Source organism: Bradyrhizobium sp. 482_C4_N1_8, assembly GCF_052075965.1.
GTDB lineage: Bacteria > Pseudomonadota > Alphaproteobacteria > Rhizobiales > Xanthobacteraceae > Bradyrhizobium > Bradyrhizobium barranii.
This window is the reverse complement of the sequence record NZ_CP197231.1, coordinates 2,436,234-2,452,534: the sequence shown is the minus strand read 5'-3', so window position 1 is coordinate 2,452,534 and position 16,301 is coordinate 2,436,234. Positions and strand designations below refer to the sequence as shown.

General features: G+C 60.7%; 12 protein-coding genes. 9 read left to right on the top strand and 3 right to left on the bottom strand.

Annotated features, from left to right (window positions below; translation table 11 throughout):
- Positions 1 to 48 precede the first annotated feature (48 nt).
- From tagH to AB7Z56_RS11360, 3 genes are read right to left on the bottom strand one after another with little or no spacing between them, the layout of a single operon-like run.
- Positions 49 to 1,407, bottom strand: coding sequence for a type VI secretion system-associated FHA domain protein TagH (tagH, locus tag AB7Z56_RS11370; protein ID WP_063981819.1), 1,359 nt, complete (start codon positions 1,405 to 1,407; stop codon positions 49 to 51).
- A gap of 12 nt (positions 1,408 to 1,419) precedes the next feature.
- Positions 1,420 to 1,983: a DUF6931 family protein gene (locus AB7Z56_RS11365; protein WP_063981818.1), complete on the bottom strand. Its 564-nt coding sequence runs from the start codon at positions 1,981 to 1,983 to the stop codon at positions 1,420 to 1,422.
- Between the two features lie 5 nt (positions 1,984 to 1,988).
- Positions 1,989 to 3,857 carry a type VI secretion system Vgr family protein gene (locus AB7Z56_RS11360; protein WP_063981817.1) on the bottom strand — a complete coding sequence of 623 codons (1,869 nt, stop codon included), beginning with the start codon at positions 3,855 to 3,857 and terminating at the stop codon, positions 1,989 to 1,991.
- A gap of 352 nt (positions 3,858 to 4,209) precedes the next feature.
- On the opposite strand from AB7Z56_RS11360, the gene AB7Z56_RS11355 reads away from it, so the two are divergent.
- The 9 genes from AB7Z56_RS11355 (at position 4,210) to AB7Z56_RS11315 (ending at position 16,286) form a co-directional block, all read left to right on the top strand.
- The gene (locus AB7Z56_RS11355; RefSeq protein WP_085402486.1) at positions 4,210 to 5,523 is read left to right on the top strand and encodes an ImpA family type VI secretion system protein; all 1,314 of its coding nucleotides are present in this window, start codon (positions 4,210 to 4,212) and stop codon (positions 5,521 to 5,523) included.
- A gap of 127 nt (positions 5,524 to 5,650) precedes the next feature.
- Positions 5,651 to 6,178, top strand: coding sequence for a type VI secretion system contractile sheath small subunit (gene tssB, locus AB7Z56_RS11350; RefSeq protein ID WP_085402422.1), 528 nt, complete (start codon positions 5,651 to 5,653; stop codon positions 6,176 to 6,178).
- 16 nt (positions 6,179 to 6,194) lie between these two features.
- Positions 6,195 to 7,697, top strand: coding sequence for a type VI secretion system contractile sheath large subunit (gene tssC / locus AB7Z56_RS11345; RefSeq protein ID WP_071911365.1), 1,503 nt, complete (start codon positions 6,195 to 6,197; stop codon positions 7,695 to 7,697).
- Positions 7,698 to 7,745: 48 nt separating this feature from the next.
- The gene (locus tag AB7Z56_RS11340; RefSeq protein ID WP_014493489.1) at positions 7,746 to 8,231 is read left to right on the top strand and encodes an Hcp family type VI secretion system effector; all 486 of its coding nucleotides are present in this window, start codon (positions 7,746 to 7,748) and stop codon (positions 8,229 to 8,231) included.
- Positions 8,232 to 8,411: 180 nt separating this feature from the next.
- Positions 8,412 to 8,960 carry a type VI secretion system baseplate subunit TssE gene (tssE, locus tag AB7Z56_RS11335; protein ID WP_094184183.1) on the top strand — a complete coding sequence of 183 codons (549 nt, stop codon included), beginning with the start codon at positions 8,412 to 8,414 and terminating at the stop codon, positions 8,958 to 8,960.
- 1 nt (position 8,961) lies between these two features.
- Positions 8,962 to 10,929, top strand: coding sequence for a type VI secretion system baseplate subunit TssF (tssF, locus tag AB7Z56_RS11330; protein WP_085402421.1), 1,968 nt, complete (start codon positions 8,962 to 8,964; stop codon positions 10,927 to 10,929).
- Entirely contained in the window at positions 10,893 to 11,957 is a 1,065-nt protein-coding gene (tssG, locus tag AB7Z56_RS11325) for a type VI secretion system baseplate subunit TssG (RefSeq protein ID WP_063981814.1), read from the top strand. The genes tssF and tssG overlap by 37 nt, the downstream gene beginning before the upstream one ends.
- A 97-nt stretch (positions 11,958 to 12,054) precedes the next feature.
- Positions 12,055 to 14,694, top strand: coding sequence for a type VI secretion system ATPase TssH (gene tssH / locus AB7Z56_RS11320; RefSeq protein WP_063981813.1), 2,640 nt, complete (start codon positions 12,055 to 12,057; stop codon positions 14,692 to 14,694).
- 5 nt (positions 14,695 to 14,699) lie between these two features.
- Positions 14,700 to 16,286: a methyltransferase regulatory domain-containing protein gene (locus AB7Z56_RS11315; protein ID WP_085402420.1), complete on the top strand. Its 1,587-nt coding sequence runs from the start codon at positions 14,700 to 14,702 to the stop codon at positions 16,284 to 16,286.
- Positions 16,287 to 16,301 lie beyond the last annotated feature (15 nt).

Here is a 16,301-nt window from a genome sequence, read left to right as displayed (position 1 = left end):
TCCTACATCCACTTAGAAATTGTCGGCAGCCGCGTGGTCGCCGATAGTTTACTTTGAACCGGGCTTGTCACCGCGGTCGTAATAGTTCGAGAAATGCAACATAAAGGTTTCGATCGGCGCGCTGTTGTCGCGGCCGAGATGCGCCTTCCACCGCGTCAAGAACTCGTCCCAGAGTTTGCCCTTGTTCGTGCCGAGCCAGGAGCTTGCGCCACGCTGAAGCTCGAGCTCGCGGGCCATCAGCGTCGGATCTATGCCCGCAATCAGTTCATGGACAGCGTGCTGCATCGCCATATAGGTCTTCAACTGATGTGACTTGAGATCACTGAAGCCCTGCGCAAAGGCGCGCTGTGTGTCGAGGTAGCTGCGCGTCGGCGGCCCAAAGAGAATGCGCATCGCTTCTTCCGAGGTCGGCGAGAACTTCAGCGGATTATTTTCGAGGGCTTGGACGGTGGTTTGGCTAGTGCTACGGGTCAGCTGCTTGGCTTGGGTCCGCGCCTGCAGCAGCGCCATCAGATTATCCACGGTCATACGCAAGATGACGCCAAGCTGTTCGGCGAGTTCGGCATCGGACTTGCTGGCAAAGAAATTGTCCGGCAATCCTGCAGCGCGCGCCACCAGTCGCGCGAACTCGGGACCGCCGACTGGCTTGGCCGTGACAGGTCCCTCGTCTGCCGCTTGCGCCGGGCGCGATGGCGATGCTGGCGGCTGGGCAGCGGCTGGTTCATCATCAATCCATACCGACGGCCGGCGTGGGGTCGGCATGATGGGCGGGCGCTCGACTTGCGGTTTCGGCGCGTTGGCTGGACCGGCTGCCCAGTTCATGTCGTCGTCCTGCTCGGACGGTTGGTACGGAGACGCCGGCTGTGACCGTCGGAATGGGTCTACACCAGGTGCCGGGACGCTCGCCGCCCAATCCAGGAACCCCGGATTGACGGGCCGCGCAGCCTCGCGTGGCTTCTTCAGCAGTTGCGGATCGATCGGCGGCGGAATGTCACGATCGGCTGTCCAAAGCTCTCCGTAGTCGGCATGCTGCTGGACCGAGGGTTCGCGCAGTTGCGCCTCGTGGTTTGGGCTGCCCCCGCCAGCCTCATTCTCCAGCGAAACTCCGATGATGTAGTGGCCGATCGTGAGTCGGTCACCGTCGCGCAAGCGGTGCGGCCCCCGCATGCGCTGGTCGGCACCATTGAGAAAGGTGCCGTTGGTCGAAACGTCGTGCAGCCAATAGCCACCGTCGCGAAAGTGCACCTCGCAATGCTTTCCGGAAATCGTCCGCGCCGGATCCGGCAGCGTCCAGTCGAGGTGACGGTCCCGGCCAATATCGACTGAACGCCTGCCGGTGACCGTAAACGACACAGGTCCGCCATCCGGAAGGTTCGGTTCGTTCTCGATATTAAAGCGAAGCACCATCACATCGTCTCGTTAGCGCGGAGGGCGCGGTTCGCCGCGTGCCAATTGAATACCATCCTCTAGGCATGACGTCATTATCCGGTCCCGGGCGTCACGGGGGAGCCGGCAGAGGCCGATCAGCAGTGCTGCACGCACCGCCCGCGCGGCCTGATCTGGCTTAGCTTCCACGGGCGCAAATTCCGGGGGAACCACGCTTCCGCCGGACCAGCCGGCCGCCAGCGCCAGCCATGTCGCCGGCTGCTCGGGATCATTGGCATTGCCGACAGCCAGCGCCTTGTTCCGGGACTGCTCGTCCGGTTGCCGGACCCAGGTCTCCACAATATTGAGCGACCTGGTATCGCTGGCGTCGAAATGGTCGAACATCAGTCGCAGAGAGCGACATCCCCAGGCAACTGCTACGCGCCTGGGAAGCAGATAGGCACAGTAAGACACGGCCGGGTGCCAATTCCGCGCATCGGCGGCCTCCTGAAGGAAGTCCAGCGAAGGCTTGTCAGCGTCGGCTTTGCCGACATCATAACGCGCCAAGGGATAGGCCTGAAACAGATCCTGAACCGTACCGAACCGAACTTGTCCCATGACCGTCAACCAACAAGGGTTGGAGTACCGTGGGCGACCAGCGGACCACCGGCAGCAAGCGCCATGCCGGCCTGCGCCGTCATGGCGATCGTCGGCGCGTTGATGACGATGCCCGCCGGGGTCAGGATGATCTGACTAGGACCCACCTGTAGGGTGATGTTCGCATTGGCCATGAGCGTGATGCTGAGGCCTGCATTGACAGACTGGTCCATGGCCAAAGTGATGTGCTGACCACCCAACTGGATATCGAGCTTATCATTGCCGTTCTTGAGCGTGGTGTTGCGCGTGTCGCCGCCAAATGCAGCTTCGCCGATGGTACGTGTCTCGGTGTCGCGGACCGTTACGTCGTGGTCCTTCTCGGCATGCACCGTGATCTTCTCGGATCCCTTCTTGTCCTCGAAGCTCCACTCGTTGAAGCCGCCGCCACCTTTGGTGGAGTCCGACTTCAATCCCCCGATCGTCTTCTTCGACGGCAGATCGTAGGGCAGCTTGTATTCGTCGTTGTACACGGTGCCGATCACCAGGGGCCGGTCCGGATCCCCCTCCAGGAATTCGATAACGACTTCCTGTCCGACGCGCGGGATGATCTGACCGCCCCAGCGCTTGCCAGACCAAACCTGAGCCACGCGCAACCGGCACGACCGCTTCTTCTTCCGATCCCAGAAAAAGCGGACATAGATTTCGCCCAGGGACTCGACGTCGATTTCCTCGCTCGAATTATCGTCTTTGGTCACCACCTTGGCCGTCTGGATGCCGTTGATTCTTGGCTTCGGCGTCATCATCAGCGCTCGAAACGGCCGATCGCTAGGCAAGAACTCGTAGCTGCCGAAATAGACGTGTTGCCCTGCGTCGCTCGGACCGCCGGTGCGATAGGATTCGATCGAGAACGAGTGCACAGCTCGCACCACGAGGTATTCGACGTTCTGCGAGTCCTTGGAGTGCTTTTCGAGCTTCGTCAGCCCGCCAGGGAACAGGTTGACGGCGTCGCCATTGCCGCGGCGACGCCGATCCATCGCTTGCTCTGCCTGGAGCTGGATCTTCGCGTAGCGCTCCCCGTCGGATTTCTCCTTGAACTTCCCGGGATAGTCGTAAAACTCCATCTCCGACCGAGTGTAATGCTCGGAGCCCTTGGCGTCGCTGATCATCTGAGCGTTGGGCTTCTGATAGTTGTAATCGTTGAGTTCGATCTTGCCGGTACGAAATCGCCGCTCCGATACCCATTCATAGATGTGCTGCTCGCCTCGCCGGTCGGCACCCGCCAGCGGGATGTAGGGAATCGTAGCAAGACCATTGATCGGACTGTGCGACGATTTGGAGTCCGCCAACACCAGCGTGTGCTTGCCGCCCTCATGCTTGAAGAAGTAGTAGATGCCGTGCTGCTCCATCAGCCGGCACACGAAGTTCATGTCGGTCTCGCGGTACTGAACGCAATATTCGAGCTTCGGACAAGAACCCTCTTCGGTGAGTTTGGATTCATAGTCGGTGAAGCCGCGTTCGTTGAAGACCTCTTTGATGATGTCGGGCGCCTTCTTGTCCTGAAAGATCCGGCAATCGGTGGTTCGCGACAACAGCCATAACCAGGGCCTCAGCACGATCCGGTAGCTGAAATAGTCGTTCTTCACCCCGAGCCACTGGGCCTCCGTCAGAATGCCGCTGAACTCGCGCTCCTTTTCATGCAGCTTTATGGTCAGCGTGCACTGCTGGCCGATAGCGCGGTCGAAGTCGAGGTCGGCATCCTCACTGAGACACTCGATGCGATACTCGAACAGTTCGCTGAGACCTTCCGAGCCTTCGAATCCGGCAAAAACCAAAACGTCCTTGCCAAGAGGCGTCTTGAGTTCGCAGAGGCGGGTATCCTGAGTAAGCTGGCCCATGTGGGCTTAAACTCCCTCCTTCGATCGAATGACCCGCTGCAAAAAAGCTGATCAGACGTTATGCAAGAACGACGGAAATCCTGCGTGCCGCCGGCTGTGCCGGCAAGCCCGCCCCAGGGCTGGGCTTCCTGACGTTCCACAACGGCCGCCAAAGATCTACCCCGGGCCATCAAGTAGTCGGCTCCAAGAGCTTGCCGGTTCACGCGAAAATGGCATGATCTTCGGGAATGAACCAAGGTCGGCAGGCATCTGACCCATAGGTATAGATTCCGGATCATGCGCCCCCGCGCGATCCCCTAGTCGCCACGGGCTCGGCAGCGGGGCCGTGATCGAGCAGATGGACGGTCCGCATATGCTTGACGTCGCCTCCCTGACGCAGCCCATTGCCGCTGACGATCCCTGCGGACCGGATCTCGACGCCATCGGAGACGTCCAATATCTGAACTTCTTCGCAGGTGCGGAATCGCTGCTACCGATGTCGTTCTTCGAGGTCGTCAATGCCAACGGAGAGCGTGGACGCTTCGATCCAAAAGCGGTCGATTTTGCCGGCCAGTTTGCCGCCGCGCAGCCCATTCTGGCGCGTACCCGCGATCTGCGTCTGAACCTGCTGCTGGCCAAATTTTCAATCCTCAACCGCGATCTCGACGGCTTTCTCTGCTGCCTGAAGGCGACCAACCTGCTGCTGCGCGAGCAGTGGGAAGCGGTGCATCCGAAGGGCGAGGACGGCGACTACGCACTTCGCGCCGTCACAGTCGAGGCAATCGACGTGTTCCCGACCGTGATCAACCCGCTCCAGTTCCTTCCCCTGATCGAGAACCGCAGACACGGCAACCTCAACTACCGTGCCTATCAGATCGCTCACGGCGAAATTCCCGCCGGCGACGCCGACGCCGACGGGCCTGATCTGGCGGCCATCGAGCGCATCGTCAGCGAGACAGATCTCGACACTCTCAAGGCAGCCAGCGGGCGGTGCTCTGCGGTCGCTGCTGAAATCGCGGCCATCAAGCAGACCTGGCACGAGAAGTTGAACGCGGGGCAACCGATCAGCCTCGACAGGCTCTCTGGCTTGGTTAACGGCATGGCTGCCTGGCTTGCGGGTCTTGTCGCGTCGCGCGATCCGGCCGCGATCGCCGCAACCGCGGAAGATGTCGGTCCTGTCGATGCACAGGCGCCGTCAGACACGACCGGTGTGGTGACTTCATCCGCACAGGCATCTGCAGCGCTTGCAGCAGTGGCAGACTATTTTGCCCGAATGGAACCGTCCAACCCGGCACTGTTGCTGGTGCGTCAAGCGCAGGAGATGGTCGGCAAGTCATTTATTGAAGTCATGCGGATGCTGGTGCCTGCGCACGTGGGGAGCGCTGCGATCAACATCGGACGCGACAAGGTCTTCGACCTGCCGATCGAACGGATGGCGGAACTCGCCACGTCATTCTCATCGACGGCCGAGAACAACACCCAAGACATTGTATTTTCAGTGGAAAGCAGAACGCAAGCCTTGGGCCTGCTGGCGAAGGTGGCGTCGTTTTTCCGAACCGCAGAGCCGTCCAGCCCCATCCCCTTTTTGGCAGATCGCGCGCGCGACCTCGCGCAACGAGACTTTCTCAGCCTTTTGAATGATGTTCTTCCTGAGGGAGCGCTTAAAACAATCGACAGATCGCATTGAACCCAGCTTTCGCTCGAGGGCACTAAATGGACACAAGGATGTTTGCCGACCGCAGCAACTTGAAGTCCCCTAGCCGATCTGCGTCGCGCAAATTCGACGTCTAAAGCGATTTCGTAGTGAGGGAACCATGGCTACAGATAGCGGTCAAAAATTCATTCGTCGAAATCGCGCACCACGCGTGCACATCACATACGAAGATCCTTACGACGCCGAGCGGCTGATCGAACTGCCGTTCGTCATGGGCGTCCTCTCCGACCTTTCCGGCAATAACCCCGGCGTCGAGAAGACGAAGGTCGAGGAGCGCAAATTCCTCGAGTTCGATATGGACAATTTCGACAGCCGCATGGCGGCAATCCAGCCCGGCGTGACGGCGCGCGTCGCCAATCGTCTCAGCGACGGATCAGACGAAAAACTTTCGGTCAATCTGCGCTTCAACAAGATGGCCGACTTCACTCCCGTGGCCGTCGCCCGCCAGGTGCCGGCTACAGCCAAGCTGCTCGAGGCGCGCGAACAACTTGCCAACCTGCTGCGCTACATGGATGGCAAGGTAGCCGCCGAGGATCAGCTGAAAAAACTTCTGGCCGATCCTCAACTGATGGCAGCGCTTCGGGAACGCGCGATCAGCCAGTCGATCGAACCTGGCACCGAGAGCTAAGGAAGGAACGGGGACCATGGCAAAAGAAGCTGTTCACAAAGAGAGCACCACCCAGGTCAAGACCGTCGAAGCTGACGAGTTTGCCACTCTGCTGAAGCAAAGCTTCAAACCGCGCACCGAACGCGCAGCGACCGAGGTCGACAACGCGGTATCCACGCTCGTTCAAGAGGCATTGAAAGACTCGAGCGTCATCAAGTCGGACGTGCTCGACACGATCGAGGAGATGATCGCGCGGATCGACCAGAAGCTGACCGCGCAGATGAACGAGATCATTCACGCACCCGAATTCCAGGCGATCGAAAGTACTTGGCGGGGCCTCCACTACCTCGTCTTCAACTCGGAGACCGACGCCAACCTCAAGATCCGGGTCATGAACGTCTCGAAGACCGAGCTGTATCGTAATCTGCGGCTTTACCCCGATGCGCGCTGGGACCAGAGCCCATTGTTCAAGCAGATCTACGAATACGAGTTCGGCCAGTTGGGCGGCGAGCCGTTCGGCTGCCTTATCGGCGACTACTATTTCAGCCACCTCCCCACCGACGTGCAGTTGCTGCGCGATCTCAGCAAGATCGCCGGCGCCGCACACGCCCCCTTCTTCAGCGGCGCCGAGCCGACGCTGATGGGAATGGACTCGTGGACCGAATTGTCCAACCCTCGCGATATCGGCAAGGTGTTCGACACGCCGGAATATGCCGCATGGAAGGGACTGCGCGACCAGGACGACTCGCGTTATCTCGGCCTGTGCATGCCGCGCGCGCTGGGTCGCCTCCCCTACGGCGCGAAATCGGAGCCTGTGGAAGAGTTCGCCTTCGAGGAGGAGACAGACGGGCACACCGGCGACAAATACGGCTGGATCAACGCGGCCTATGCGATGGCGGTCAACATCAACCGCGCCTTCAAGGAGTTCGGCTGGTGCACGCGCATCCGCGGTGTGCAATCCGGCGGAGAGGTCATCAATCTGCCGACGCACACATTCCCGACCGACGACGGTGGCGTCGATCTGAAATGCCCGACCGAGATCGCCATCAGCGATCGCCGCGAGCACGAACTTGCAAAGGCGGGTCTCATCCCGCTGATCCATCGCAAGAACACCGACAAGGCCGCCTTCATCGGCGCCCAGTCGCTTTACAAGCCGAAGAAGTATTTCGGCGAGAAGGGCGTGGATGCAACCGCGTCCGACAACCTGTCGTCACGTCTGCCCTACATGTTCGCAGTGTCTCGCTTTGCGCACTATCTGAAGTGCATGGTTCGCGACAAGATCGGATCCATGAAGGAGAAGGATGAGCTGACGGTCTGGCTGCAAACCTGGATCAACGAGTACGTTGATGCCAACCCAGCCCTATCGTCAGAAGCTCAGAAAGCGCGCAAGCCGCTGGCCGCTGCGAAGGTAGAGGTCATAGCAAACGAGGAGAACCCGGGATATTACAACGCGCGCTTCTTTCTTCGTCCGCACTTTCAATTGGAAGCGATGGATGTCGGCCTCAGTCTGGTTTCACGCCTGCCAGGTCCCAGCTCCTGACGCTGCAGCATCGCAACCGTACACACAGAAATTTGAGAGGACCATGCTATGGCTGTCGACATCTTCCTGAAACTCGATCCGATCAAGGGCGAGTCGCTGGACGACAAGCACAAAGACGAAATCGATATTTTGAGTTGGTCGTTTGGCGAGAGCCAGACCGGTACCTTCCACAGCGGATCGGGCGGCGGCGCCGGCAAGGTCAGCGTGCAGGATCTTCACTTCACGCACTTCGTTGACAAGGCCACGCCGGAACTTTTCAAGGTCTGCGCAAACGGCAAGCATATCGACAGCGCGATCCTGACGGTCCGCAAGGCCGGCGAAAACCCGCTGGAATATCTCAAGATCGAGATGAAGCAGGTTCTCGTGACGAGCGTATCGACAGGCGGATCGCACGGCGAAGATCGCCTTACCGAAAACGTGAGTCTGAACTTCGCGAAGGTCAAGATGATCTACAAGACCCAGACGGAGAAGGGTGGCGCCGGAGCTTCGCCGACGTTTGGCTGGGATGTTCCTGCCAACAAGGAATGGGCCTGATTGTCGGCCCCTCGCCTGGCGCCGGTTGCGATTGGCGAACCGGCGCCAAGCGGTGCGATTTTGATCGCACCTCTCGTCAGGCCCGGTTGCGGGCCCGAAAGCCTGCTGGGCGACGCCAAGTCGGACACCAACGCGCGCCCCCCGGGATTGCATGCGAGTTGGGCGTCATGGGGACCGTGAATGACCATTGCACGAAAGAAGGATCGGCTCTCTCCCCCACTGATGCTGGCATTTCGCTCAGCCCATGAAGCGCGCGACGCACGCAAGAAGCTCAATCTACGCGATGAGTCTGGCGAGCGGGTCATTGCAGGGCGGCGGAGCGCGGGCCGATTTCCAATCTCGGAAACGTTGCTCCGGCGCGAGGTCTCCCATGACCTCGAAACGCTCCTCAATACCATTGCCCTGGAATCGACCCTGGATCTGAACGGCCACGATTGCGTCCGAACCTCAATCCTGAACTTTGGCTTCCCTGATATTGCCCACCGTTCGATCGACGAGGTCGCCGACGACGAGCTCACCGACGCGTTGCGCGAGACGCTCACGACTTATGAACCGAGGCTCGATCGCAACACCATCCGGGTCCGACGCGACGGCTCGGTCGGCCCCGAGCAACTCAAGCTGCGCTTCATCGTTCACGCCGACCTGAAGGCCGAGCCGCTCAACGTCCCCGTGGAGTTCGTCGCCGACGTCGACCTCGACAGCGGCGATATCCAGATCAACCGACTTTAGCATGAACCGCGAATTCCTGGATTTTTACAATCGTGAACTGTCACTGCTCTACGAGCAGGCCGGGGATTTCGCCGAAGAGTATCCCGGCATCGCAGAACGCCTCGGTGGGCTGATCCGGGATCGCTCTGATCCCATGATCACGGGATTGCTGGAAGGTGCCGCATTTCTCGCCGCTCGCGTTCAGCTCAAGCTCAAGCACGAATTCCCCGAATTCACTGCAAACCTGCTCGAGCAACTGGTTCCGAATTACCTTGCCCCGACTCCGTCGGCCATGCTGGTCACGGCACGCCCCCCCTATGCCGACCCAGCGCTACGCGATGGCAAGAAGATCGCGCGCGGCGCCTATTTCGACGCCACCTATCGCGAGAGAGAACGAAGTCTCTCCTGCCGATTTCGACTTTGCCGCGATATCGCTCTTTGGCCATTCGACGTCACCGGCGCCGAATACTTCTCGACGGCAGGCGCGCTGCAGGCGCTCGGGATTCCCGTCGGCGGCGACGTCATCGCCGGGCTCAGGCTGTCGTTGACCCACCGTACCGCGGCCCGGCTCGATGAGGAGCTGCCGGACGCGGAGGCCAGGGCCAAGCCGGAAACCTGGTTTGCAGGCTGCCGCACGAGCGAACTTCCGATCTACCTTTCAGGCGCGGAATCCGACGCCATTGCGCTTTACGAGCAATTGATCTCGAACTGCAAGGGCGTCTACTTCCGGCATCTCGATGATTTCGGCGATCCGGTGGTGACTCGTGCGCCCCATGACTGCGTGCAGCAGATTGGTTTCGACGAGGACGAGTCGCTGTTTCCCAACGACAACCGGGTCTTTCGCGGCTCGGAGCTGCTGCGGGAATATTTCATGTTTCCACGCAAGTTCCTCGGCTTCAACCTGACGGGACTTCGCAGCGTGATGCCACGGCTGCGCAGCAAATCGATCGATATCGTCTTCGCTTTCGATGAACACAATTCACGGCTTGCCGCCGCGGTGCGGCCCGATACCTTCAGGCTCTATAGCGCGCCGGCAATCAACCTGTTCGAGAAGACGAGCGATCGCATCCCCGTCAAGTCGAATACGCACGAGTACCATGTGGTGCCCGATCGCAGCCGCTATCTGGAATACGAACCGCACCAGGTACTCGAAGTCTACGCGCACTTTCCGGCCGACAAGGACAAGCGGCCGGTGCGCCCGCTGTATTCGGCCGCCGTCGACCGGACCAGCGGATCGGTCGAGGGGCTTTATTTCACCGTTCGACGGTTGCCCCGGCGCCGCACAGTGGGAGAAAAGACGTACGGCGCATCATCGGACTACACCGGGACGGACATGTTCCTGTCTCTGCTGGAGCCCGGTGAACTTAGCGGCGAAGGTGCGGTCGCCGAACTCAGCGTCCGGGCGCTGTGCTCCAACCGGCATCTCACCGAACACTTGCCGGTCGGCCAGGGCGGCGCCGACTTCCGCCTGTTGGACGATACTTCCCTTGATCTGATGTGCGTCGCCGGTCCCACCCGACCACGCGAACCGATCGTGGCCCAATTGCGCAGCCGCAGCGAGATCGCGAACAGCGGAATCGTCAGCTGGCGGCTGATCAACATGCTGAGCCTGAACTATCTTGGCCTCGTCGAGCGCGGTGGCGGCAAGAACGCCGGAGCCCTGCGCGAAATGCTGTCCTTGTTCGCCGATCAGTTCGACGACGCCACGGAACGCAAGATCCGCGGCGTGCGCAGCATAGAAAGCCGGCCGGTCGTACGGCGGGTGCGCGAGCGCACCGGCAGCGGCGCAGCGCGCGGCCTGGAGATTACCATCACGCTCGACGAGAAGGCATTCGAGGGCAGCGGCGTGTTCTTGCTCGGAGCCGTGCTGGAGCGCTTCTTCGCCGACTATTCGGGCTTCAATACCTTCACACAGACGGTCGTCTCGACGCCGGAGCGCGGCGAGATCATGCGTTGGCCGCCGCGCATGGGCACGCGGAGACCTCTATGACGCTGATCGACCAGATGAAGGCGGAGCCCTGGCGGTTCGATTTCTTTAATGCGTTGCGCCAGCTCGAGCGCGCCAACTCGGATCGACCGCGGATCGGTGACAGCGCTGCACGCCGCGAGGAGTATATCGACCTCGGCCAAGTGCCTTATCTGGAGTTCCCCGCCTCCAACCTTGCGGCCGTCGACGACGTGGGTGGCCGGCTCAGGATACTCGTCAAATTTCTCGGTCTCCTGGGGCCGCAGGGCGCGCTGCCGCTTGCCACCACCGACGAGAGCCTCAGTTGGTGGCTGATGCGGGATGACGCCTTCCCGCGCTTTCTCGATCTGCTCAACGGACGCTTTCTGCAACTCTTCTTTCGCGCCTGGGCCGATGCGCGGCCGATCGCTCAGCACGACCGTCCGGCGGATGATCGCTTCATCGCCTATGTCGGCTCCTTCGCCGGCCTCGGCTCCGACGTTTTCGCTGATCGAGACACCGTACCGGACATGGCGAAGCTCAGCTTTGCCGGACTGATCTCCCCCAGAGCGAAGTGTGCGTCACGGTTGACGCGGTTCCTGCAGGGGCTGTTCGACGTCAAGGTCGAGATCGACGAATTTGTCGGCACCTGGCTGTCATTCGACCCAAGTCATTGCAGCCGGCTCGGCGGAACCCATGCCAGGCTCGGCCGGGACGCTCTTCTGGGCTCACGCGTGTTCAGCGTCGAGGACAAGATCAGGGTGCGGGTCTTTGTCAAGAATTTTACCCAGTACGAACAGTTCTTGCCGACCGAAGCGCGCAACTTGTCGGAGCCTCTGGCGGACGCCGTGTTCTTCTATATCGGCGACGAATTGGAATGGGAGGTGGAGCTCGCCATTCCAGCGGGAGAGGTCGTCCCGGTCAGGCTCGGACAGAGCGGACGACTTGGATGGACCACCTGGGTCTCGCCGAACTGGACTTCCACGGAAGAATATCGCCGCGATGCCCGCTTTCAGCTCAGCGAGCGCTTGAGCGCCCGTCGGGCCGCCGCAGCCGATGCCTCGGCGATTTGAACCTATCCGTAGCGCCGATTGCCTAAAGCTATGGGATTCGATGAAATTTCCGCTTGATGCCAGGCATCCGCGGATGGATTAAGCAGGAGGATCCGCCGTGACCGACATCAGCATTGAGGCTGTAACGGGCAAGCTGAACCGGGCCGGCTATGATGCCTTCATACAGGCCCTGCGCCACGCAAAGAGCGCCGGCAATCGCAACGTCGAGCTAGCGCACTGGCTGTTTCATATCCTGCAGCAGGAACGCAACGATCTCAGCCTCTCGGTCGATCATTACAAGCTCGACCGGGCACGCTTGTTGTCGGACCTTGCCGGCGTGATCAATGGCTTTCGTAAGAACGAAACCGACATGCCGGGCGTCGCCAATCCGGTCATCGATCTGCTCGATCGGGGCTGGCATTATGCCACGCTCTTCTTTGGCGAGACCCAGATCCGCACCGGTCATCTGCTCGTGGCGGGCCTGAAATCGAATGATATTCGTCGCACGCTGAACAACCTCTCGCAGGAATTCGCCAAGGTCAACGTCGACGCACTCGCCGCGGAGCGCCGCAATGTCTGGGCCGGCTCCGACGAGGAAACCATGCGGCCGATGGACGGTTCGGGCCTGGTCGGCGCAGGCACGGAAGGCGCGGCCCAAGCGGGTCCCAAGGGGACGACGCCGCTCGACCGGTTCTCCCAGGATCTCACCGCCAAGGCCAAATCAGGTGAGATGGATCCGATCCTTGGCCGGGACGAAGAAATCCGCCAACTGATCGACGTGCTGATGCGACGGCGGCAGAACAATCCAATTCTTACCGGCGAGGCTGGCGTCGGCAAGACCGCAGTTGTCGAGGGATTCGCCCAGCGAATCGCCGCCGGCGACGTGCCGCCACCGCTCCGCGGTGTAAGGCTTTGTGCGCTCGACATCGGCCTGATGCAGGCCGGTGCTTCCATGAAGGGTGAGTTTGAGCAGCGCTTGCGCTCGGTGATCGACGAGGTCCAGAGCTCACCCACCCCGATCATACTGTTCATCGATGAAGCCCATACATTGATCGGCGCCGGCGGCGCGGCCGGCACCGGTGATGCGGCCAATCTCCTGAAACCTCCTCTCGCCCGTGGCACGCTGCGCACGATCGCCGCCACCACATGGGCAGAATATCGCCAGTATATCGAGAAAGACCCCGCGCTCACGCGACGCTTCCAGCCGATCCAGATCGATGAACCGGAAGTGGAGACCTGCTGCATCATGCTGCGCGGACTTCTCGGTCCGATGGAAAAGCACCACGGCGTTCGCATCTCCGATGCTGCGATCGTCGCAGCGGTCAACCTGTCCCACCGCTACATTCCTTCACGGCAGTTGCCGGACAAGGCGGTCAGCCTGCTTGATACCGCCTCGGCGCGCGTGGCCATCAGCCAGAGCGCGACGCCAGCCCTGATCGAGGATGCACGCGTTGCGATTACCGCTCGTGAAGCCGAGAAATCGGCACTCGTCAGCGACAGCGATCTTGGGCTTAAGGACAGCGACCGCATCACGGCGATCGACAACGACATTGCGGCACTGAAGGACAAGCTGACGAACCTTGAAGCCGATTGGGCCGCAGAGCAGGAACTCGTCAAGGACATCCGGAGCATCCGGGAGATTCTGTCCCAGCCCAAAGAAGGCGAAGATCCGGCTGCCAGGCGCGCGGAGTTGCGCGGCAAGTTCGACACACTTGAGAGCATCCATCCGGAGAAGCGGATGGTCTATGCCCATGTAGACCAGCAATCGGTGGCGTCCGTTGTCTCTGACTGGACCGGCATCCCGGTCGGCCGGATGATGCGCGACGAGATCGAAACCGTGCTGAAGCTACCGGAGATCCTCAACCGCCGCGTCGTCGGCCAGTCTCATGGGCTGACGATGATCGCCAAGCGAATCGAGACCAGCCGCGCCAAGCTTGACAACCCTTCCAAGCCGATCGGCGTGTTCATGCTGGCTGGTCCATCCGGCGTGGGCAAGACTGAAACCGCCCTGGCGCTTGCCGAGACCCTTTACGGCGGTGAGCAGAACATGATCACGATCAACATGTCGGAGTTCCAGGAAGCGCACACCGTCTCGACCTTGAAGGGTGCACCTCCCGGCTATGTCGGCTATGGCGAAGGTGGACGCCTCACCGAGGCTGTCCGGCGCAAGCCCTACAGTGTCATCCTGCTCGACGAGGTGGAGAAAGCTCATCCCGACGTCCACGAGATCTTCTTCCAGGTGTTTGACAAGGGAACCATGGAGGACGGCAACGGGCGGCGGATCGACTTCAAGAACACCTTGATCATCCTTACCACCAACGTCGGCACCGATCTGATCATGGGCCTCTCGCGCGATCCAAAGTATCGCAACGAGCCGGAAGAGCTCGCCAAGATGCTGAGGCCGGAACTGCTGAAGGTGTTTCCCGCAGCGCTGCTCGGACGCATCGTCTCGATACCGTACTTCCCGCTATCCGACGAGATGCTCGCCGGGATCGTTCGGTTACAGCTCGACCGGATCGGACGACGCCTCCGCGACAATCATAACGCGTCCTTCGACTACGATGACGCGGTCGTGGAGCACATTGTGTCACGTTGCAACGACCCGGATTCCGGCGGGCGAATGATTGACAACATCATCACCAACACCCTGCTCCCGGAGCTGTCGCGCGAGTTCCTTAGCAAGTCGCTTGCCAAGGAAGAAATCAAGCAAGCGCGGGTCTCGATCGAGAACGACAAGTTCGCATATTCGTGGAACTGAGGACGATGAACATTCAAACCGAGCATCGCCACCCGAACGCCGGTCCCACGCCATACGACGAGGTCTACTACCCCGGCCACGTCTACGGGCTCACTCATCCGAACCATCTTGCTACCATTGCTGCCGTTTACGGCATGCAGTCAGCGCCGGTCGAGCGTTGCCGGGTGCTGGAGCTTGGCTGCGGCGTTGGCGGCAACCTGTTGCCGATGGCCTTTCAATATCCAATCAGCGAATTCGTCGGTGTCGACCTGAGCGGCGTGACGATCGAGCGCGGCCAGCGAAACATCGCCACATTGGGCCTGAGCAACATCAAGCTTCTCCATTGCGACATCATGAATGTCGACGCAGGCTTCGGGGAGTTCGACTACATCATCGCACACGGCGTGTATTCCTGGGTGCCGCCGGCGGTGCGCGAGAAGATGATGATGATCTTCAAGCAGAACCTGGCTCCCCGCGGGGTCTGCTACGTCAGCTACAATGCGCACCCGTTCTCGCATCTTCGCGACATGGTCCGCGACATGATGCGGTATCACACCCGCCGTCTCACCGGCATGAAGGAGAAGGTCGGACAGGCCCGCGCGATCCTGAAGTTCCTGAGCGACGGCTCGAAGGCCAACTCGGTGCACGGCGCAGTTATGCGCGACCAGTACAACCGCGTCCTCAAGTCCCCCGACGAGCTTCTGTTTCACGACGATCTCGATGATGGTGCCGAGGCGTTCTTGCTGCATGAGGTCGCCGAGGACGCAAGCCGCCATGGCCTGCAATATCTGGGCGATGCTGATTTTTCACGACGCTATCTTGCCGGCTATTCCGAGGAGGTTCGCGCGACGCTGCAGCGCTTCCCGGAAAGCGAGTTCATGGCGCGCGATCAATATCAGGACTTCATCGACGGCAACGGCTTTCGGCGCACCTTGCTCTGCCACGACAGCATTTCGCTGTCCCGCCAGGTCGACCTCGATTTCGTCACCCGGTTCCATTTGCTGAGCACGACCAACCCGGTCGACCCCGACGCCTGCGTGACCGACGATTCCGCGATGGAATTCGAGAACCAGGACGGCAGCAGGGTCACGGTAACCAATCCGCTCTTGAAGGCCGCGCATCTATGTCTGGGCCGGGCCTGGCCGCGAGCATTATCATTCGACGAGCTGCTCGATGGGGCCCGCGCGCTGCTGGGCGACCGGCGGGCGGATGATGACCAAAAGGTGTTGACGGAGGCGATGTTCATCCTGGCTTGCAGCGGCGAGGTTTCGTTCCTGCTGTCGCGTCCCTTTTTGTTGAAGGAAGCTACCGAGCATCCGCAGGCGAGCCTGCTCGCGCGAAGACAAGCGCAAACAGGTCCGCTCGTCACCAACCTCCTCCACCAAACGGTGCAGTTGGAGGACGACCGGACCAGGGATTTCCTGCAATTGCTCGACGGAGCGCGGACCATCGACCAGATCACGGCCGAAATGACGGAAAAATTCGGCCCGACCATCCGGATAGACCAGAAGGATAATGCCGGGCAGCCTGCCGAGCCGTTATTGCTGTCAACGCGAGAAAGCGTTCAGCGCTCGCTTGCGATGGTCGGCAAGCTGGGCCTGCTGGTCGCGTGATGCGCTCAAGTGCGT